Consider the following 18,712-nt stretch of genomic DNA (forward strand, 5'->3'; position numbering starts at 1 on the left):
CGAGCGAAGCGAGTCGAAGGGTGATCCCCGAGATCGCCGCCTGGGCCCCGCCGGGCATTCCCGAGATCGCCCCGGGCGACGACCTGGCCACCGCGATCGGCGATGCGCTGGATGCGGACGCGGCGGAGCATCCGGAGCACGCGTTGCGGTCCGGCGACATCCTCGTGGTGACGAGCAAGACCGTCTCCAAGGCCGAGGGGCGCCTCGTCGCCGCGGCCGACCGCGAGGATGCCATCACGAGCGAGAGCGTGCGCACCGTCGCGACCCGGGCGAACGCGGGTGGGCTCACCCGCATCGTGGAGAACCGCTTGGGAGTGGTCGGCGCGGCGGCGGGCGTCGACGCCAGCAACACGCCCGCTGGCCACGTTCTGCTGCTGCCCGAGGATCCTGACGCCTCGGCGGCCACCCTGCTCGCCGCCCTGAGCAGACGCTTCGGCGTAGGCCTGGGCGTGATCGTGAGCGACACGCTCGGGCGCACGTGGCGCCTCGGCCAGACCGACGTGGCGATCGGGGCCGCGGGCGTGCGCGTCGTCGATGATCTGCGCGGACAGACGGATGCCATGGGCAAGCCGCTCGCGGTGACCCAGCCGGCGGTCGGCGACGAGCTCGCGGCGCTCGGTGACCTCGTGAAGGGCAAGGCGAGCGGATGCCCCGTGGCCGTCGTGCGCGGCATGGCGCGCCTCGTGGTCACGGAGCCCGAGCCCTTCACCACCGGCCGTTCGCTGACCCGCACCGGACCGAGCGACATGTTCCGGCTCGGCACCGACGAGGCGCTCGCCGAGGGGTATCGCCGTGGGTTGCGGGCCGGCCTCGCGCTGGCGACGGCGTCGGACGGCGACGCGAGCGGACGCGCTGCGCGCTGGAGCGTCGTCATTCCGTTCAAGGGCGGCGTCGACGCGAAATCGCGGCTGGAGCACGCCGGCGTCGATCGCGCCGCCCTGGCGCTCGCGTTCCTGCGGGACACGGTGCGCGCTGCCGCGGCGAGCGAGCGCGTGGACCGCGTCGTGGTCGTCAGCGGCCACGACGGTTCCGTCCGGCGGGCCCTGGGAGAGGTGAGCGGCGCTGTCGTCGACGTCGTTCCCGACCCGGGCGGCGGGCTGAACGCCGCCGTGGCCGCGGGCCTCGTCCACGCTCATAACGTCGCGGCGGAGGCGTTCGCGGTCGTGCTGGTCGGTGACCTTCCGGCACTCACGGCAGCGGATCTCGAGGCGGCGCTGGATGCTGCGGTTCGGGCGGCGCGGGGCGGGCATCCGTTCGCCTTCGTCGCGGACCGAGACGGCACGGGCACGACGGCGGTCACCGTGGCGCCGGGAGCGACCGCCTCGACTCGGTTCGGAGCGAACTCGCGGGCACTGCATGCTGTCGCGGGCTTCGTCGAGCTGGCGGTGCCTACGGACTCGACGGTGCGGCTCGACGTCGACGATCCGGCGGGGCTGGACGCGGCGCGCGGGCTGCTGGGAGAGGCGTCGAGGCGGGTCGTCGACGCCGGTCCTCGTCACGGTCGGCGCTGACCCGTTCCGAGGGATTCACGGGCGGCAGAAGCAGCCCGGTGAACGCTTCGCGTTCAGCGCGCCGGTATCGGCGCACCGTCGAAGACTGCAGCGTCGAACGTTCCGTTCCGCTCCCGGAACGTGTGCGCGTATCCCGGCCAGAGAAGCGTGAGCCGGCCACTGCGCTCGTCGACGTACCAGCTGGTGCAGCCGCTCAGCCACACCGTGTCTGCAGCGGCGGCATCGAGCGCCGCCAGGTAGGCATCCTCGGCGGCGCGCGGGATCTCGAGCGGAGCATCCGTGCGTTCCAGGTGGTCGAGCGCGCCCAGCACGTAGTCGAGTTGGGCCTCGATCATGTAGATCGCGGAGTTGTGACCCAGGCTCGCGTTCGGCCCATCGAGCACGAAGAGGTTCGGGAACCCGGCCACGACGATCGACGCGTAGGCGCGCATGCCCTGCGCCCAGTGCTCGGCGAGACGGATGCCGTCTCTTCCCGTCACGAGGTCGGCGAACGGCGGCCGCGCGGCATGGAACCCCGTCGCGAACACGAGCACGTCGAGATCGTGCCGCGCGCCCGATCCCGCGATGGCCGTCGTCCCGTCGACGCGCTCGAGCGCGGACGCCTCCAGCGTGACGTTCGGCCGCGTCAGCGCCGGGTAGAACTCGTCGGAGAGAGGGACGCGCTTGCAGCCGATCTCGTAGTCCGGGGTGAGTGCTGCGCGGAGGGCGGGGTCGGCGACCTGGGACTCCAGGTGGACGCGAGCGCGGTCGTGGAGCTGCCCGATCGCCTCGGGCTCGCCGAGTCGCTGCGGGAACGCGCTCTCGGCCTGCCAGAAGATCTCGTCGCGCATCCGCTGGCGCTCGAGTGGGTCGGTGAAGCGCTCCTGTTCCTCGAGCGTGTAGGCGCGGTCGCCGCGCGGCACGACGTAGGGCGCGCTGCGCTGGAACACGGTGACGTGCGCCGCTTCACGGGCGAGGTACGGCAGCAGCTGCACGCCCGACGATCCCGTTCCGACGAGTCCGACGCGCTTGTCGCGCAGCGCGAGCGAGGAGTCCCAGGCTGCGGTGTGCAGGACGCGGCCGGTGAAGGTGTGCAGCCCCTTGATGCCGGGGACGCGCGGCTCGCTCAGCCGCCCCACGGCACTGACCAGCGCGCGGGCCCGGTAGGAGCCGCGCGGCGTCGTGACGAGCCAGCGGCCGGCATCCGCGTCCCACCGGGCATCGGTTACCGTCTCGCCGAAGCGCAGGTGAGGCAGTACGCCCTCCTCGCGCGCACACTCGCGCAGGTACTCCTGCAACTCGGCGCCCGACGGGTACACGTGGCTCCAGTCCGGCTTCGTCCGGAACGAGTACGAGTACAGGTGCGACGGAATGTCGCACGCCACTCCCGGGTACACGTTGTCGCGCCAGGTGCCGCCCACGTCGTGCGCGCGCTCGAGGATGAGGAAGGACGCCGCGGCGCCGGTCTCCTCCGCCCGCCGTCTCAGCCGGATGCCCAGCCCGAGCCCGGCGAATCCGGCCCCGACGATGAGCGTGTCGACCTCGTACCCGGCGCTGTGCTCGGGCTCGTGCTCGGCGGCGGTCATGAGGCGACCCGCCCGTAGGTCGTGGTGCGCTGGGCCAGTGCGCGGCCGGCCTCCTCGGCGATGCGGCGCATCTCGGCGATCGTCAATACGCGTCCTTGCTCCGGGCCCGCCCAGGGCGCGAGCTCGCCGTCGATGAGCACTCCGCCGAGGTCGTCGACGCCGCCGCGCAGCACGAGACGTGTCGCGCGCAGGCCGAGCTTGGTCCACGCCGCCTGCACGTGGTCGATGGATCCGGCGAGCATCAGCCGTGCCACGGCGTGCACGGCGCGCGTCTCGCGCAGCGACGGGCCGGGGCGGGCGCCGGGCACGTGAACCGGTGAGTCCTGCGGCACGAAGGGCATGGCGATGAACTCCGTGAAGCCGCCGGTGCGTGACTGCAGGGCCGCGAGCATCCTCAGGTGCGCCACCTGCTGCTCAGGAGTCTCGACGTGCCCGTAGACCATGGTCGCGGTGGAGCGCAGACCCGCCCGGTGGGCGGCTTCGATCGTGGCCAGCCACTCGTCGACCGGCAGCTCCGTGCCGCCGGACAGGATCTCCCGCACCCGGTCGTCGAGGATCCTGGCGCCGGTGCCCGGTACAGTCCCGACGCCAGCGCCACGGAGTGCGACGAGATATTCCGAAAGCGGCATGTTCGACCGCATGGCCCCGTCGCGCAGCTCGAGGGGCCGATACGCGTGCACGTGCAGCTCGGGATGGTGGGCGCGGATCGACCGGACGAGGTCGAGATAGGCAGTGGCGGGCATCCGCTCGGGAATGCGGCCCTGCACGCACACCTCGGTGGCGCCGAGTTCCGATGCCTCGTCGGCCAACGCCGTGGCGAGATCGAGGGTGAGGCCGCGGTCGTGCGTGTCGTGAGCATCCTCGGAGCGCAGAAGCGACGCGTCGAGGTTGCGGTTGATCACGTGGGTGATCGTGTCGCCCGCCCGTTCGTGCCGCACGTCGTCGGCGAGGGCGGTGAGGGCGTCGAGGTCCGCGCCGTCGGCGCTCAGGAGTGCGACGTAGTCCGCGTCATCGAGGCCGGCGGGGTCACGGCGGGCTGCGGCGAGGAGTGCGAGAGCCGACGGGTGGGCAAAGTGCGTATTTTGCGCATTTTGCGCGGACGATCCGGCTGAGGTGTCCCACGGCCTTCCGGCGACCGGGGCGGTCTCGTCAGCGAGACCGCCGGCATCCGCGAGCGCCCGCACGTGCGGCAGCACGGCCGGGTCGATCCACGGCTCGCCCGCCCGAATGAAGTGCGGATGCGTCGTCAGCCGCTCGTGCAGCGTGTAACCGGAGCGCGCCGTGAGTCGGGCGAGCTCATCGATCTGCGGCCACGGACGCTCGGGGTTCACGTGGTCGGGTGTGAGCGGGCTGACGCCACCCCAGTCATCGATGCCGGCGCGCAGGAGGAGAGCCAGCTCGTCGTGATCGGTGAGGTTCGGCGGGGCCTGCACGCGGGCATCCGCTCCGAGCACGAGACGGGTGACGGCGACCGCGGCGGCATACTCGTCGGCGGCGAGGTCGGGCCGGTGCATCATCGCTGTCGCGTACTTGGCGCGGAAGTTCTGCACGATGACCTCCTGCACGTGACCCCAGCGCGCGGATGCCTCGCGCAGCGCGAACATCGCGTCGACCCGGTCGCGCACGCTCTCGCCGATGCCGAGCAGCACGCCGGTGGTGAACGGGATCCGCGAGCGTCCGGCGTCGTCGATCACCCGCAGCCGCACGGCGGGGTCCTTGTCGGGCGAGCCGAAGTGCGCCTGGCCCTTCTCGGCCCACAGCCGCACGGACGTGGTCTCGAGCATCATGCCCATCGACGGCGCCACGGGCTTCAGCCGCTGTAGTTCCGCCCAGGTCATGACGCCCGGGTTGAGGTGGGGGAGCAGGCCGGTCTCCTCGAGCACGCGCACGGCCATCGCCCGCATGTACTCGATCGTCGAGGAGTACCCGTGGTCGGCCAACCACTCGCGTGCGACGGGCCAGCGGTTCTCGGGCCGATCGCCGAGCGTGAACAGGGCCTCCTTGCAGCCCATCGCCGCCCCCTGGCGGGCGATCTCGAGCACCTCCTCCTCACCGAGATAGGGCGAGATGCCGGCCTTCTTCAGCTTCGCCGGAGTCTGCACGAAGACGCAGTAGTGGCAGCGGTCCTGGCACAGGTGCGTGAGCGGGATGAACACCTTGCGCGAGTACGTGATCACGCCCGGCCGGCCGGCGTGCTCCAGCCCTTCGTCGCGCAGCCGCCCCGCGAGTTCGAGCACGGTGTCGAGGTCGTCTCCGCGCGCCGACAGCAGAGTCTGCGCGTCTTCGGCGGTCGGCGAGACGCCCGCTTCCGCCGCCGTCCCCGCCCGTGTCAGCGCCTGCGCCATGCGGCCCGGCGGCACCGGAGGAGCTGTGTGGCCGTCGGCGCCGTCGGACGCGGAGGCGGCGCGCGGTCGCGACGCGAGGGTGAGGGATTCGGCGGGCACAGGCATCCTCGTCAAAGAGCGGACACGGGAGGCAAAAGGAGGAGGCGGCCCAAATCCCAGGCCATACAGCGGATTCGCGCCGAGCCTACTCCGCGCACCCCGCGACGAAGGCGTGCCCCTGGCGTTATGAACGGCGGGTGAGGCGCAGCACGGGGATCGTGCGGTCCGTCTTCTTCTGATAGTCGAGAAAGCCGGGGTAGTGGCCCGTGAACTCCTGCCAGGCGCTCTCGTAGTCGGCGCCCGTCACCTCCGTGACGTGGATGGCGACCTCGCCGTCGTCCGGCGTCTCGATCGTGATGTCGGGGTGGGCGAGCAGGTTGTGGTACCAGGCGGGGTTCTCGGGGGCGCCGGCTTTCGAGGCCGCGATGAGCCAGGCATCCGGCGCGGTCTTCCACGAGGCCACCGGCGTGACACGTTCGGTTCCGCTCTTCGCGCCGAGGTGGTGAAGCAGCACGAGGCCGCGGCCGAAGTGGGTGACGGTGCCGCCGTTGGCGCGGAACTCGTCGATGATCGGCTGGTTGTATCCGGCGTTGTCGGCCATGGATTCTCCTGACGAATGCGAATGATTCCGTCGCGATCCTATGCGCGTTCTCCCGCGGCGAAGGCGAGGTCGAGTGCGTCAGAGGCCATGCGGGCAGTCGTCGCCACGTCTCTCATCCACAGCGGGACGGCACGGGCGGGGATGCCGGCCGCTGCCAGCGTCGGCACCGCGGGCGCGTCCACCTCGTCGACCAGCCAGCCGTCGAGCAGGCCGCCGGAGGCCCGAGCGCCGTAGTGGAGCGCTACCGCTTGTGCTGACGTGTCGACGCCGATCGTGGCGAGGCAGGCATCCGCCATGCCGCGCACCGCGGATCCGCCGATGATGGGAGAGACGCCGACGACGCGGGCGGATGTCTCGCGCAGCGCCGCGCGCACGCCCGGCACCGCGAGGATCGTGCCGACCGACACCACCGGGTTGGACGGCGGGAGGATCACGACGTCCGCGTCGCGGATCGCCTCGAGCACGCCCGGGGCCGGGACCGCCGACTCGAGTCCCACCTGCACGAACTCGGAGGCCGCGGCCCCGGCCCGATACCGCACCCACCACTCCTCGAAGTGGATCAGCGATCCCGCAGGATGCTCGTCCGCGGCCCCCGCGAGCCGCACGTGCGTCTCCACCGGCTGGTCGCTCATCGGCAGGAGCCTCGCCGCCGGGCGCCAGCGGCGGCAGAGGAACTCGGTCGCCTCGCTCAGCGTGGCACCGTCGCGCAGCAGCTCGGTGCGCACGATGTGCGTGCCGAGATCGAGGTCGCCGAGCGTGAACCAGTCCCAGCCGCGGCCGTACGCGGCGATCTCACCGGAGACGCGTTTCGTCTCCTCGTCGCGGCCCCAGCCCTGCTCCTCGCTGATGCCGCCGCCGAGCGTGTACATCACGGTGTCGAGGTCCGGGCACACCCGAAGCCCGTTCAGCGTCATGTCGTCGCCGGTGTTGACGACGACCGTCACGGCGACGCGGGTTCCGCCGTCGCCGTCGGGGTAGGCCTCCCCCAGGCGGGCGAGCAGGCCCCGGGTGAAGCGGGCGCCCCCGACGCCTCCGGTGAGTACTGTCACGCGCTGCAGTTCGGTCACGGCTCCAGTCAAGCAGGCGGCGCGCGTGCGCCAGAATCGACGCATGCGCTCGCCACTCTTCGTCGTTCGGGCCGGGGTCGCCTGGTTCTCGCGCACGCGGTTCTTCCGCACGATCGGGCCGAGCATCATGCCCCCGCTCGAGCGCGCCACGGCGTTCGTCAGCGGCGGGCGAGTGCAGCTCAGCGGGCTCCTCGTGCCCTCGCTCGTGCTGCGCACGACGGGCGCGAAGAGCGGGCTGCAGCGCGAGACACCCCTCATGTACTGCGCGGAACCCGGTGGCAGGATGCTCGTGACAGGCAGCAACTTCGCTCGCGGCACGCATCCCGCGTGGACCGCCAACCTGCTGGCGCACCCGGCTGCCGTCGCGATCGTGCGCGGACGTGCCGTGCCGGTGCGCGCGGCGCTCGTGGGGGACGACGAGCGCGAGGCCGTGTGGGACTACATTCAGCGGCAGTGGCCCGGGTATCGCGGCTATGAGCGCGCGAGCGGCAGAGTGCTACGGATCTTCCGGCTCACTCCTGTGAACTGACTTCTCTGTGAACTGGCATCAGGCGCGGCGCCGGACGTGGCCGCGCGCATAGCGTTGAGGCGTGACGCTGCTCTTCATCGGTCTGCTCGGCGGGTTCATCACGGGGATCTCGCCGTGCATCCTCCCGGTGCTGCCGGTGATCTTCCTCTCCGGCGGAGTGCAGAGCGCGCGGCCGGAGTTCGCCAACGATCCGGTGGCGGCGCTGCGCGCGAAGGTGCCGTCCGCTGTCGCCCGGCGCGCGGCATCCGCGCGGCAAGGCGGAGGGGTTGCCACGCTCACCGAGGCGCCGAGCGTGACGGAGCTGCCTGAGGAGCGCCTGCTTCCGCCGCGCTCCAGCGGCCTGCGCCCCTACCTCGTCATCCTCGGCCTGGTGCTGAGTTTCAGTGCGTTCACGCTGTTCGGCACGCTGGCGATCCAGGCGCTGCACCTGCCGGACGACATCATCCGGTGGATCGGTCTGATCGTGCTCGTGCTGCTCGGCGTCGGGCTCATCGTGCCGCGATTCGAGCGGGTTCTCGAGAAGCCCTTCTCGTGGATTCCGCAGCGGGCGGTCGGCACCGACCGCGGCGGCTTTCTGCTGGGCATCGTGCTCGGCGCCGTGTACGTGCCGTGCGCCGGCCCCGTGCTCGCGGCGATCACCGTCGCCGGCGCGACGGGCAAGATCGGCCTGCAGACCATCGCGCTCACACTCGCCTTCGCCGTCGGCACAGCCATCCCGCTGCTGTTCTTCGCGCTCGCCGGCCGCCGGGTCGGTGAGCGGGTGCGCGCGTTCCGCACGCATCAGCGCATCATCCGCACGGTCTCCGGTGTCGTGATGATCGCGCTCGCCGCGGCGCTCACGCTCAACATCACGGATGCCGTGCAGCGCGCCATCCCGGACTACACGGCCGCCGTGAACTCCTTCCTCGAGCACGGGGCGGCGCAGGGCATCAGCGGCGTGAGCGGCGGCGCGCTCGCGGGCTGCGCGGCATCCGCGTCCACCACGCTGCAGAACTGCGGAGCCGCCCCGGCGTTCACCGGCATCCAGAGCTGGCAGAACACGCCGGGCGACGAGCCGCTCACCATCAAGGGGCTGCGCGGCAAGGTCGTGCTCGTCGACTTCTGGGCGTACTCCTGCATCAACTGTCAGCGCGAGATCGCGCACGTGGATGCCTGGTACGCGACATACCACACGCTCGGTCTCGAGGTGGTCGGCGTGCACACCCCGGAGTACGCGTTCGAGCACGATCCGGCGAACGTCGCTGCCGGGGCGAAGCGGCTGGGCATCAGGTACCCGATCGCGATCGACGACAAGGACGCCACCTGGAACGCCTACCACAACTACTCGCGGCCGGCCGCGTACCTGATCGACGCGAAGGGCGTGGTGCGTCACGTCTCCATCGGCGAGGGCCGTTATGGCGACGAAGAGGCGCTGATCAGGCAACTGCTCGCGAAGGCAGACCCCGGGGTGTCGCTGCCGAAGGCGACCGACGTGCCCGACGACAGCCCCACCAACCCGCACCAGACGGCCGAGACCTACCTCGGCACGGATCGGGTGCAGGGCTACGCGGGCCCCACGTCGTACACGAACGGCACGCATGCCTTTTCCATGCCGAAGACCGTGCCCGATGACAGGTACGGGCTCGACGGCACCTGGACGCTGACCGACGAGGAGATCACGGCCGGTGCCGGGGCATCCGTCACGTTGAACTACGACGCGTCGAAGGTGTACCTCGATGTGGGCGGCACGGGGACGCTGACGGTGAAAACCGGAGTAGACGGCACTCGGACCATCGCCGTGACAGGAGCCCCGAACATCCGCACGGTGGTCTCGACGGCGACGCCGCACCGCGGCACGGTGACGGTGAAGCTCAGCCCGGGGCTGAAGGCGTACTCGTTCACGTTCGGGTGACCCGGCCGCCTATTTCAGCAGGCGCGAGAGCACACGATCGGCCAGCGGCTTGCCCCCGGTCTGGCAGGTCGGACAGTACTGGAAGGTGCTGTCGGCATAGATCACCTGCCGGATCGTGTCGTCGCAGCGCGGGCACGCCTCGCCGAATCGGCCGTGCACGGCCAGATTCGACTTCTTCTCGGCCTTGAGCTCGGATGCCTTCAGCCCATCCGCGCGCGCCAGCGCCTCACGCAGGGTGCGCTGCATCGCCTCGTACAGGAGGTGCACATCGTCGGGAGGCATGTCGGCGGGCTTGAACGGCGACATCTTCGCGGCCCAGAGGATCTCGTCGGAGTACGCATTGCCGATGCCCGCGATGCGCGACTGGCTGCGCAGCACACCCTTGAGCTGCGACCGGCCGGCCGCAGCGAGGATGCCGGCCAGCACTTCCTCGGTGAACTCCGGAGCCAGCGGGTCCGGCCCGAGCCGTGCGATGCCGGGCACGTCGATGGGGTCGTGCGCCACCCAGATCGCGAGGCTCTTCTTCGTGCCCGCCTCGGTGATGTCGAGGCCGGATCCGTCGTCGAGCACGAGCCGCGCCGCGAGCGGCCCCGTGCTTCGGCCGCGCGGGCGTGCCGTCGGGATCGGCGCCGCGTCGCGCCAGCGGATCCAGCCGGCGCGCGCCAGGTGGATGATCACGTGGAGCGCGGTCTCAGCGTCGTCGGCACTCGCGGCGGGCGCGAGCGTGAGGTCGAGGAACTTGCCGTGTCTGCCCACGCGGGCCACGGTCATCCCGTGCACGGCCGTCACCGGCGGGTCGAACGTCTTCAGCGCCGCGAACGCCGTGATGTCGAGCCGGTCGACGACGTGACCGCGCAGCCGACCGTCGAGGTCGGCGGCCAGCGCGTGGACTTCCGGAAGCTCCGGCACGCCACCAGTCTGCACCGCACGGGTGACAGCGGCCCGGGAACGCCGTCAGCTCAGGATGTCCTTCGTCGCGAACCGCGCGTATGCCAGCCCTCCGAACACCACGACGTAGCCGGCCTGCAGCGCGGCATTCTGACCGTAGGAGTCCCACACGATGGGGTCGCGCAGCAGATCGCCGAACCCGAGCCAGTAGTGGCTGAATAGCCACGGATGCAGCCAGTCCAGCTGGGGGAGCGCGTCGAGTATCTGAGACACCACCGCGAGCACCACCGTGCCGGCCATCGCACCGACCGGCACGGTCGTGAGCGTGGAGGCGAACAGCCCGATGGCGCCGAATCCGAGGAGCGACATCGCCACGTAGCCCGCCATGAGGGTCGTGCGCCCGACGAATCCCGCCGTACCGACCGTGTCGCCGGAGAGCAGCGTGATCGGGCCGACTGGGAACAGCAGGGCGCCGATCAGCACGCCGACGAGCACCACCGTCACGGTGGCAGCCAGAGCGAACGCGATGACGCCGGCGTATTTCACGAGCAGCAGCCGCAGCCGGCCCGTCGGCGCGATGAGCAGGTAGCGCAGGGTCCCGTGCGACGCCTCTCCGGCGACGGTGTCCCCGGAGACCACGCCGAGCGTGAGCGGCAGGAACAGCGGAATGCAGACGACCAGCGCCGTGAACGCCACGAACAGCCCGTTGTGCGTGATCGAGCCGAGGAACGCGGGGCCGCGTCCGCCCCCGCCCGCATTCGTCACGCGCACGGCCACCGCGATGAGCACGGGCACCGCGGCCAGCGCTGCGAGCATCGCGATCGTGCGGCCGCGCCGGAACAGCCGGCCGAGCTCCGAGCCGAGGAGCGCAAAGGGGCGAAGCCGGCCCTGTGCCGACTCGGGATGCGGCTCTGTGCGCGCGTCAGGTTCCTCGCGGGCAGCTGCTGCCGCCTCAGCCCGCGACATCGAAACCCTCTCCGGTGAGCTGCACGAACCGTTCCTCCAGCGACGGTGACGATACGGCGAAGCCCCGCACCCGCACCCCGTCGGCGACGAGGGCGGCGACGATCGACTCGGGCGTGGTCTGTGCCGGCAGCGCCGCCGTGACTCGCCCGTCGAGAACGGCGGGAGCGAGTCCGAGGCGACGCAGCGTGGTCGCGGCGGCACCGGCATCCGGCGTGCTCACCACCGCCTCGCGCCCGCCTCCGGCGCGCAGTTCGTCCAGCGAACCGGATGCCACGAGCCGGCCGGCGCGCATCACCCCGACGTGGCTGCACAGCTGTTCGATCTCGGTCAGCAGGTGGCTGGAGACGAAGACCGTGGCGCCCTCGTCGGCCAGTCGTCGGATGAGCGAACGCACCTCGCGCGTGCCCTGCGGATCGAGCCCGTTGCTCGGTTCGTCGAGCACGAGCAGGTCGCGAGGCCGCAGCAGCGCGCCGGCGAGCCCGAGCCGCTGCTTCATGCCGAGCGAGTACGCGTGCGCCCTCTTGTCGGCGGCGTGCGTGAGGCCGACGCGCTCGAGCGCCACGGCGACACGAGCGCGACGGGTGGCGGAGACCGAGCGGGGATCGGCGGCATCCAGCCGGGACAGGTTCGCACGGCCGGTCAGGAACGGCGAGAACGCCGGGCCTTCGACGAGCGCACCGACGCGGGGGAGCACGGAGGCCGAGGCGCGCGGCATCCGCTCGCCGAGCAGTTCCACCTCGCCGCCGGTCGGACGCGCCAGAGCCAGCAGCATGCGGATCGTCGTGGTCTTTCCCGAGCCGTTCGGGCCGAGGAATCCGAACACCGAGCCCGTCGGCACCTCGAACGCGAGGCCGTCCACGGCCACCTGCCGTCCGAACCGCTTCGTGAGGCCGCGGGCCCGGATGGCGGGGGCTGTCACCGCGCGGCCGACTCGAGCGCGCTCAGCGGCACCGCTCCCGCGTAGACGCGGCCGTCGTCGGTCAGCAGAAGCGAGAACACGGATGTCTGCAGCCCGCGCCCGCCCGACACCTTCTGCGTCAGCTCGTTCACCAGGTGCGACTGATCGGCGGTCAGCTCGCCGAGCCCGCCGAACGCGGAACCGGATGAACCCGCCGGAACGGCGAGGATCGACGTCCACCCGGACCCGATCACGCTCGGGCCCTCGAACGAGCCGGGGCGCCGGTTGTCGGGAGACTGCTGCACGGTCCCCGGCGTGCTGGTGTTCGGCGTGTTGGCGCCCGGCGTGCTCAAGCGCTTCGTCGTGACCTTGGCGCCCTTCGGCGGCGTGAACGTGAAGTTCTTCGCCGCGGGCCTTCTGAAGTCGATCGAGCTGAACGACACGGACGCGGCGGGAGTCGCCTGGCCGCGAGCATCCAACTCGACACGGAGCGGGACGCCGGTCTTCGTGTCGACGGAGACGATCGCCTTCGACACCAACGTGCCCGCGGGCTTCGGCGTCGCCGTGAGCGTGAAGACCGAACGCCCGGCGACCGATCCCTTCGTCACTCGGAACGTGGTGTCGTTCTTCGCCTCCGAGAGCAGACGGCCGGCCAGATCCTGTGGCGTCGTCGTCGGCGCGTCGGCGCGAGCGGCGCTCGTCGTGGGCGACGTCACGTGCAGGGCCGTGTTCTTCTTCGAGTCCCACACCCAGACCTGACGTCCGTTCCGGATCACGTCGCGCTCGGCGAGGCTGTCGAGCACCTGCACGCGCTGCTTGCGCGGCCCGTCCACGTAGACCTTCGCGGTGTGCGGGGCGGTGAGCAGGTCGAGGATGCCGGCGGTGCCGTCTGCGGAGCCGGCGCCCGATCCCGTCTGCAGCGACGAGAGATCGGGTAGACCGAGATCGCTCGTCTGGCGGAGGGTGCCGGAATAGTGCGCAGTGCCGGACTTGGCCACGAGGGCGAGAACGGCGGAAGCCGACGGCGTGCCGCTCTTGGCGGACTCGGCCGTCCGGGCGCCCGCGAACGCCGGTGCCGCCATCGCGCCGACCACGACCACCGGCGCAACCAGGGCCGGCAGCCACTTCAGAAGTCTCTTCATGGTGTGCTCCCGCCGTCAGGGTAAGCCCGGATGCTCCATCCCGGCTGTGTCAGATTCCTTCGCCCGAGAGGATGCGCGCCATCGCCTCCGCGTCATGCGGCGCACGCCCGTCTGCGTCGTTGTCGAAGTACACGTAGACGTCCCGCGGCGCGGACCCGCACGCCGCCTGGCGCCGGATCAGCGCGGCCCACCGGTGCAGTGCATCGTCGTCGTATCCACCCCAGTAGAGCTGCTCGGGCCCGTGCAGCCGTGCGTACACGAAGCCGGCGGTGGCGTGGTCGAACACCGGGAACCGGCCCGCGGTGTCCGCCAGCACGAGCGCGACGCCGTGGCGTCGCAGTATCTCGGCCGCCCGGTCATCCCCGAAACTCGGATGCCGAGGCTCGAGCGCGTGCCGCACCACGCCGTCGAGACCGGCCGGGATGCCGGGGATGCGCGTGTGCTTCGCCTTGTCGTCGTGGCGGCGTGCGAGCGAGGCCGCGCCGCGCCGCGTCGTCGGCAGCATCGCGCAGAACCGCTCCAGCAGATCAGGGTCGAACTCGAGCCGTTCCGGGAGCTGCCACAGCACGGGCCCGAGCTTGCCGCCGAGCAGCAGCACGCCGGAAGCGAAGAAGTTCGCCATCGCCCGCTCCGTGTCGCGCAGCCGCAGCATGTGCGTGAGGTAGCGTCCGCCCTTGACGCCGAACACGAAGTCGTCGGGCGTCGCGTCGCGCCATCGCTCGTACGACTCGGGAGTCTGCAGCGAGTAGAACGAGCCGTTGATCTCGACGGTGTTCAGGCGGCTCGCCAGGTGGGCGAGCTCATCCTTCTGCCGCAGCCCGCGCGGGTAGAAGTCGCCCCGCCACGACGCATAGCGCCAGCCCGACGTGCCGACGCGCACCTGCCCTCCGGCTGCACCGCTCACTGGTCCAGTCTGCGGGAGACACGCGAGAGGCGCACCCGCGGTCGCAGAATGGAGGCATGGCCCGAGCGCTCCTGATCATCGACGTGCAGAACGACTTCACCGAGGGCGGCGCTCTGGGCGTGACCGGCGGAAGCGCGGTTGCGGCCGGGATCACGCGGCTGCTGGCGGAGCATCCGCACCGGTACGACCTGGTCGTCGCCTCACGCGACTGGCACCACGGCCACGACGACAACGGCGGGCATTTCGCCGTGGATGCCGCACCGGACTTCGTGACGACCTGGCCCGCGCACTGCGTGGCCGGCACTGACGGCGCCGACTATCACCCGGCGTTGAACCGGGACGCGATCGACGTGCACATTCTCAAGGGGCAGGGAGTGCCCGCGTACTCGATCTACGAGGGAAACGCGCAGACGGGCGACGGCCTCACCGCCGTGCTCGATCAGGCCGGAGTGCGCTCTCTGGACATCGCCGGGATCGCCACCGACTACTGTGTGCGCGCATCGGCGCTGGACGCGCTGCGCGACGGCAGGACAGTGCGGGTGCTCACCGACCTCGTGGCCGGTGTCGCCGAGGAGTCGAGCGCGAAGGCGCTCCGCGAACTGCGGGAAGCCGGCGCTGTGCTGAGCTCCAGCGATCGGGAATGAACTAGTGGTGCGAGCTTTCGACGGCGAAGTGCTCAGTGTCGACGATCGAGGCGCGCTCCGGGTGCGCGGCGCGGGTCTTGGCGTCCTTCGCCGAGTCGAACAGCGCCCAGAAGCAGAACAGGCCGAAGATCACGGCTCCACCGGCAAAGACGATGTACTCCACGGAACGCTCCCTTTTCGTGACGGGCGATGGCGTGGCATCCACTCTACCGTCACGCGGAGGCGGCCGGAGGACGCCGGGCGGCGTCAGGAGACGCCGTAGCCCGAGTACGTGCCGACGGTGTCGGAGATCGAACTGAAGATGATGGCCACCTTGATGATGGCCAGGACGATGCCGATCACGTAGACCGCGATGAGTGCCCAGATCGGCCACAGCGTGTTCTCGCCACCGCGCCGGCGCGCCACGACCGTGCGGCCGATCACGTAGACGATGCCGCCGAGGAACGACCACGCCCAGTGGAACGGGCGCACGAATCCGCGACGAGATAGTTCCCGATAGTCGAAGTACGCGAACATCACGCAGAGCCCGTAGATGACGAAGCCGAGCAGATCGATCAGGATGATGCTGACCATGAAGGTGCCGACGGCGTCGGTGAAGCCGGAGATGGCGCTCGGATCCGGCGTCGTGTAGTTGCCGGATCCGTCACTGCCCTGCAACCCGAGGCGAAGGATGGCGTGCAGGTAGCCGCTGAAGTCGAGGAACATCAGGGCGATGGACGGCAGCAGGGGCAGGCCGACCACGAGCCAGATGAACGTCGTGAGGCTCGAGGTCCCGGGCGCGACCTTCGGAAAAGTCGTGGCGGTCGCGGGCTGCGGTGCATACGCCTGCTGTGCGGATGACTGCTGTGCGTATCCGGGCTGCGCAGCGTAGCCCTGTTGCGAGCTCTGCTGCTGGGGATAGCCCTGCTGAGGGTAACCCTGCTGCGGAGCGTAGCCGGCCTGCGAGGCGTAGCCGGGTTGCGCGGCCGGGCGGGTGTGCTGCGTCCACTGAGTGCCGTCCCACCAGCGTTCGCCGCCCGGATTCTGCGGATCCGGGTCGGGATACCATGCAGGCGGTGTGTTCTGCTGCTGGCCGTCGGCGCTCATGGGACTCGCTCCAGTTTCTTCTCGCTCACGGGGGACGCGGCGAGCGTAGCGCACCGCGGTGACGCTCGCGCCATCACACGCATGTGGGATGCCCATGAAGAGGTCCGCGTCGCCCGCCTACGATGGACCGATGGTCGTCTCGGACAGCGGGTCCACCGGCGCGCAGAGCACGCGCGCCGACATCTGGGTGTGGTCCGTGCGCTTCTTCAAGACCCGATCGCTGGCGACCGCGGCCTGCAAGGCGGGCCACGTGAAGGTGAACGGCGAACGGGCCAAACCCGCCCAGATCGTGCGCGTGGGCGACGAGGTGCGCGTGATGACGGACCGGGAGCACATCGTTCAGGTGCGCGGCATTCTCACGAAGCGCGTCGGTGCGCCGCTCGCGCAGGCCGCCTATCTCGACAGAACCCCCGCTCTGCCGCCTCGCGTGGAGCAGCCATCGGCCGTGCAGCGTGAACGAGGCAGAGGACGGCCGACCAAGCGCGACCGCCGGGAGCTCGATCGACTGCGCGGCCGCGGGGGCTGATCCGACGATGACGAGCCGGCCATCGCGATCATGACGCTGCCGGCGCCGGGGCCACGACGAAGAAGTGCCAGGCGAGCCACCACCAGAACACGATGATCGTGATACGCACGGCCCGCGAGGCCATGACCCTGTCGAGCAGGGTGCCGAACGGAGCCAGGCGCCGGCTCTCCCGGTGGCCGTACCAGGCCAGCACCAGCGAGAAGACGCCGACGGCGACGAAACCGAGGATCGTGATGATGCGGCTCATGAACGCCTCCCTCTGCGCAGCAGCATCGCGCCGCCGAGCACCCAGGCCGCCGCGCACAGAGCCCTGCCGAACGGATTCGCGACGATCGGGTCGATGAGGTCGGACAGCGGCGGATGCGCGAGTTCCGCCCGCGGCGACGGCATGGCGAGGAAGAACGAGGACAGTTCCCACAGGCAGAGCGCCACGCCGGCGACCGACCACAGGATCGCGGAACGGCGCAGTGCCCGTCGCAGCGAGGCATCCTCGTCCTTCGGCTCCTCGACGAGGTCGTCATCGCGCCAGGCGACGAGGATCGCCGTCGCCCCGATGACGCCGACCACGACGAGATCGGCGATGCCGAACTGCGGGGCGAACGTGATGATGGCGACCGCGAATGTGCCGAGCACGATCTGCACGATCAGGTGCAGGCGGGGAAGACGGTAGCGGGCGATCGAGGACAGCAGGCCTGCGGCATCGGCGAGCAGTGCTGCGCCGGCGGCGAGGAAGAACGCGCCGTCGATCGGGGCGCCGCGATAGATCTGGAACCCGCCGCAGATGAGCAGGATGGCGATCCACCACCAGTCGCGTCGCAGCCGAGCAGCGACCGCGGGGCGCGTGCGCACGGCACGGGCTTGCCGGCGATGCTCTTCGGAACGACCGTCGGCCATGACCTACGCCTCGATCGGACCCAGCCAGGCCGTCGCCACCGTCGAGTGGGCCGACTCGTCGTCCGAGGGATGGAACATGCCGGCGAGCACGTCGCGGTAGAGCCGCCCGAGCTCGCTGGAGGAGAAGTAGCTGCCACCTCCGGAGACGCGGATCGCCTTGTCGACGACATCGCGGGCGGTCTCGGTGGCGCGCACCTTCATGCCCACCAGCTTCGCGAACCACTGCGGGCCGTGGTCGACGAGGTCGTCGACGTCGCCGGTGATCGCGTCCAGCTGCGGGTAGAGGGCGTCCTGGGCCATCGCGGCATCGGCGATGCGCCAGCGGATGTCCGGATCTTGCGCGTACGAACGTCCGTCGTTCTTCATCGACGTGCGGCGCTTCACGGTCTCGACGGCGAGCTCCAGAGCGCGCTGGCCGATGCCCGTGTACACGGCGGCGAGCAGCAGCTCGAAACTGGAGAAGATGCCGAACGTGAGCAGGTCGGCATTGGGGCCGGGGTCGAGGCGGCGGACGATCCGGTCGGCGGGTGCGTGCGCTCCGGTCAGCCGCGTGGTGTTGGACTGGCTGGCGCGCATGCCCACCGTGTCCCAGTCGTCGACGACCTCGAAGCCGCCTGAACTCCGGTCGATGAAGCCGAATACGATCTTGGGCGCATCCGCGCTCGTGGAGTCCAGACCCATCGTGCCGAGCCGGGTCCAGGCGGGGGAGAGGGAGGTGAAGACCTTGGTGCCGTGGAACGCGTACCCACCCTCGTCGTCGGGACGGGCGTCCGTGCGCGACCCGAAGAGCACGAGGTCGTTGCCGCCCTCGCTGATGCCGAAGCCGAACACCTCCCCGGCCGCGGCTTCGCGCTGCAGGAACTCCAGTCCGTCGTCGCCGCGATCACGGAACACCTTCGCCACGCCGGTCCACACGAGGTGCATGTTCACCGCGAGCGCCGTGGCGGGGGCGGCCGAGGCCAGCCGCACCTGCTCGCGGGCGACATCGCGCAGGCTCAGACCGAGGCCGCCGAACTCCGTCGGAACGAGCGCGCGGAGATAGCCGGCATCCTTCAGCTCGGCCAGGTCGTCGGCGAAGAACGCGTTGTCACGGTCGTAGCCGGCGGCCCGTGAACGGATGCGCTCCAGCAGGTCGTCGGACAGCACGCGCACAGCAGGTTCGGTCACAATCCTCAGGCTACGCCGCGGTCCGCCGTGTCGAGGGAGTCCTGTTCGG

Annotated in this window: 19 protein-coding genes; 5 read left to right on the forward strand and 14 right to left on the reverse strand. The window is 70.8% G+C overall.

The window, feature by feature from the left end; all coding sequences use genetic code 11:
• Window positions 1-20 precede the first annotated feature (20 nt).
• Window positions 21-1,511: a coenzyme F420-0:L-glutamate ligase gene (gene cofE / locus H623_RS22330; RefSeq protein ID WP_022900382.1), complete on the forward strand. Its 1,491-nt coding sequence runs from the start codon at window positions 21-23 to the stop codon at window positions 1,509-1,511.
• Window positions 1,512-1,564: 53 nt separating this feature from the next.
• Here the strand turns inward: cofE and H623_RS0107825 are convergent, their stop codons facing one another.
• The 4 genes from H623_RS0107825 to cofD all read right to left on the reverse strand — a co-directional run bounded on the left by H623_RS0107825 (window position 1,565) and on the right by cofD (window position 7,128).
• A complete protein-coding gene (locus H623_RS0107825) occupies window positions 1,565-3,076 on the reverse strand; it encodes a flavin-containing monooxygenase (RefSeq protein ID WP_022900383.1) in 1,512 nt (503 codons plus the stop codon).
• Window positions 3,073-5,520 (reverse strand): 7,8-didemethyl-8-hydroxy-5-deazariboflavin synthase CofG, encoded by a 2,448-nt coding sequence (gene cofG / locus H623_RS0107830; RefSeq protein WP_022900384.1) that lies wholly within the window; start codon window positions 5,518-5,520, stop codon window positions 3,073-3,075. The genes H623_RS0107825 and cofG overlap by 4 nt, the downstream gene beginning before the upstream one ends.
• Before the next feature lie 124 nt (window positions 5,521-5,644).
• On the reverse strand, window positions 5,645-6,061 hold the full coding sequence (locus tag H623_RS0107835; protein ID WP_022900385.1) for a nitroreductase/quinone reductase family protein: 417 nt from the start codon (window positions 6,059-6,061) through the stop codon (window positions 5,645-5,647).
• A gap of 38 nt (window positions 6,062-6,099) precedes the next feature.
• Window positions 6,100-7,128, reverse strand: a complete 1,029-nt coding sequence (gene cofD, locus H623_RS0107840; protein ID WP_026940081.1) for a 2-phospho-L-lactate transferase — start codon at window positions 7,126-7,128, stop codon at window positions 6,100-6,102.
• A gap of 43 nt (window positions 7,129-7,171) precedes the next feature.
• Here cofD and H623_RS0107845 point away from each other — a divergent pair, with 43 nt between their 5' ends.
• Window positions 7,172-7,657 (forward strand): nitroreductase/quinone reductase family protein, encoded by a 486-nt coding sequence (locus H623_RS0107845; RefSeq protein ID WP_026940082.1) that lies wholly within the window; start codon window positions 7,172-7,174, stop codon window positions 7,655-7,657.
• A 61-nt stretch (window positions 7,658-7,718) separates the two neighbouring features.
• On the forward strand, window positions 7,719-9,548 hold the full coding sequence (locus tag H623_RS0107850; protein ID WP_022900388.1) for a cytochrome c biogenesis protein CcdA: 1,830 nt from the start codon (window positions 7,719-7,721) through the stop codon (window positions 9,546-9,548).
• Window positions 9,549-9,557: 9 nt separating this feature from the next.
• Here the strand turns inward: H623_RS0107850 and H623_RS0107855 are convergent, their stop codons facing one another.
• The 5 genes from H623_RS0107855 to H623_RS0107875 are packed head-to-tail and all read right to left on the reverse strand — an operon-like array spanning window position 9,558 to window position 14,346.
• Entirely contained in the window at window positions 9,558-10,457 is a 900-nt protein-coding gene (locus H623_RS0107855) for a DNA-formamidopyrimidine glycosylase family protein (RefSeq protein ID WP_022900389.1), read from the reverse strand.
• A 45-nt stretch (window positions 10,458-10,502) separates the two neighbouring features.
• Window positions 10,503-11,402, reverse strand: coding sequence for an ABC transporter permease (locus H623_RS0107860; protein WP_022900390.1), 900 nt, complete (start codon window positions 11,400-11,402; stop codon window positions 10,503-10,505).
• Window positions 11,389-12,321 (reverse strand): ABC transporter ATP-binding protein, encoded by a 933-nt coding sequence (locus tag H623_RS0107865; protein ID WP_022900391.1) that lies wholly within the window; start codon window positions 12,319-12,321, stop codon window positions 11,389-11,391. The genes H623_RS0107860 and H623_RS0107865 overlap by 14 nt, the downstream gene beginning before the upstream one ends.
• On the reverse strand, window positions 12,318-13,442 hold the full coding sequence (locus tag H623_RS0107870; RefSeq protein WP_022900392.1) for a LolA family protein: 1,125 nt from the start codon (window positions 13,440-13,442) through the stop codon (window positions 12,318-12,320). Before H623_RS0107870 ends, H623_RS0107865 begins: the two co-directional genes overlap by 4 nt.
• 49 nt (window positions 13,443-13,491) lie before the next feature.
• A complete protein-coding gene (locus H623_RS0107875) occupies window positions 13,492-14,346 on the reverse strand; it encodes a DUF72 domain-containing protein (protein ID WP_026940085.1) in 855 nt (284 codons plus the stop codon).
• A gap of 56 nt (window positions 14,347-14,402) precedes the next feature.
• Here H623_RS0107875 and H623_RS0107880 point away from each other — a divergent pair, with 56 nt between their 5' ends.
• Window positions 14,403-14,990: an isochorismatase family protein gene (locus H623_RS0107880; protein ID WP_022900394.1), complete on the forward strand. Its 588-nt coding sequence runs from the start codon at window positions 14,403-14,405 to the stop codon at window positions 14,988-14,990.
• A gap of 1 nt (window position 14,991) precedes the next feature.
• Here H623_RS0107880 and H623_RS21715 read toward each other — a convergent pair whose 3' ends face one another.
• Together H623_RS21715 and H623_RS22055 are read right to left on the reverse strand one after the other, a co-directional pair.
• Window positions 14,992-15,153 carry a hypothetical protein gene (locus H623_RS21715; protein WP_022900395.1) on the reverse strand — a complete coding sequence of 54 codons (162 nt, stop codon included), beginning with the start codon at window positions 15,151-15,153 and terminating at the stop codon, window positions 14,992-14,994.
• An 83-nt stretch (window positions 15,154-15,236) separates the two neighbouring features.
• Window positions 15,237-16,076: a DUF2510 domain-containing protein gene (locus H623_RS22055; RefSeq protein ID WP_022900396.1), complete on the reverse strand. Its 840-nt coding sequence runs from the start codon at window positions 16,074-16,076 to the stop codon at window positions 15,237-15,239.
• Between the two features lie 130 nt (window positions 16,077-16,206).
• Between H623_RS22055 and H623_RS0107895 the strand changes: the two genes are divergently transcribed.
• On the forward strand, window positions 16,207-16,602 hold the full coding sequence (locus H623_RS0107895; protein WP_026940086.1) for an RNA-binding S4 domain-containing protein: 396 nt from the start codon (window positions 16,207-16,209) through the stop codon (window positions 16,600-16,602).
• Between the two features lie 28 nt (window positions 16,603-16,630).
• On the opposite strand, the gene H623_RS0107900 is transcribed toward H623_RS0107895, so the two are convergent.
• Genes H623_RS0107900 through H623_RS0107910 form a run of 3 tightly spaced genes read right to left on the reverse strand, consistent with a single transcriptional unit; the run spans window position 16,631 to window position 18,663 of the window.
• Window positions 16,631-16,849 carry a DUF6186 family protein gene (locus H623_RS0107900; protein WP_022900398.1) on the reverse strand — a complete coding sequence of 73 codons (219 nt, stop codon included), beginning with the start codon at window positions 16,847-16,849 and terminating at the stop codon, window positions 16,631-16,633.
• Window positions 16,846-17,496 carry a hypothetical protein gene (locus H623_RS0107905; protein WP_022900399.1) on the reverse strand — a complete coding sequence of 217 codons (651 nt, stop codon included), beginning with the start codon at window positions 17,494-17,496 and terminating at the stop codon, window positions 16,846-16,848. The genes H623_RS0107900 and H623_RS0107905 overlap by 4 nt, the downstream gene beginning before the upstream one ends.
• 3 nt (window positions 17,497-17,499) lie before the next feature.
• Complete coding sequence (locus H623_RS0107910; protein WP_245558955.1) at window positions 17,500-18,663, reverse strand: acyl-CoA dehydrogenase family protein; 1,164 nt, start codon at window positions 18,661-18,663, stop codon at window positions 17,500-17,502.
• Window positions 18,664-18,712 lie beyond the last annotated feature (49 nt).

Origin of the sequence: Humibacter albus DSM 18994 (assembly GCF_000421825.1) — a bacterium.
Classification (GTDB): Bacteria; Actinomycetota; Actinomycetes; order Actinomycetales; family Microbacteriaceae; genus Humibacter; species Humibacter albus.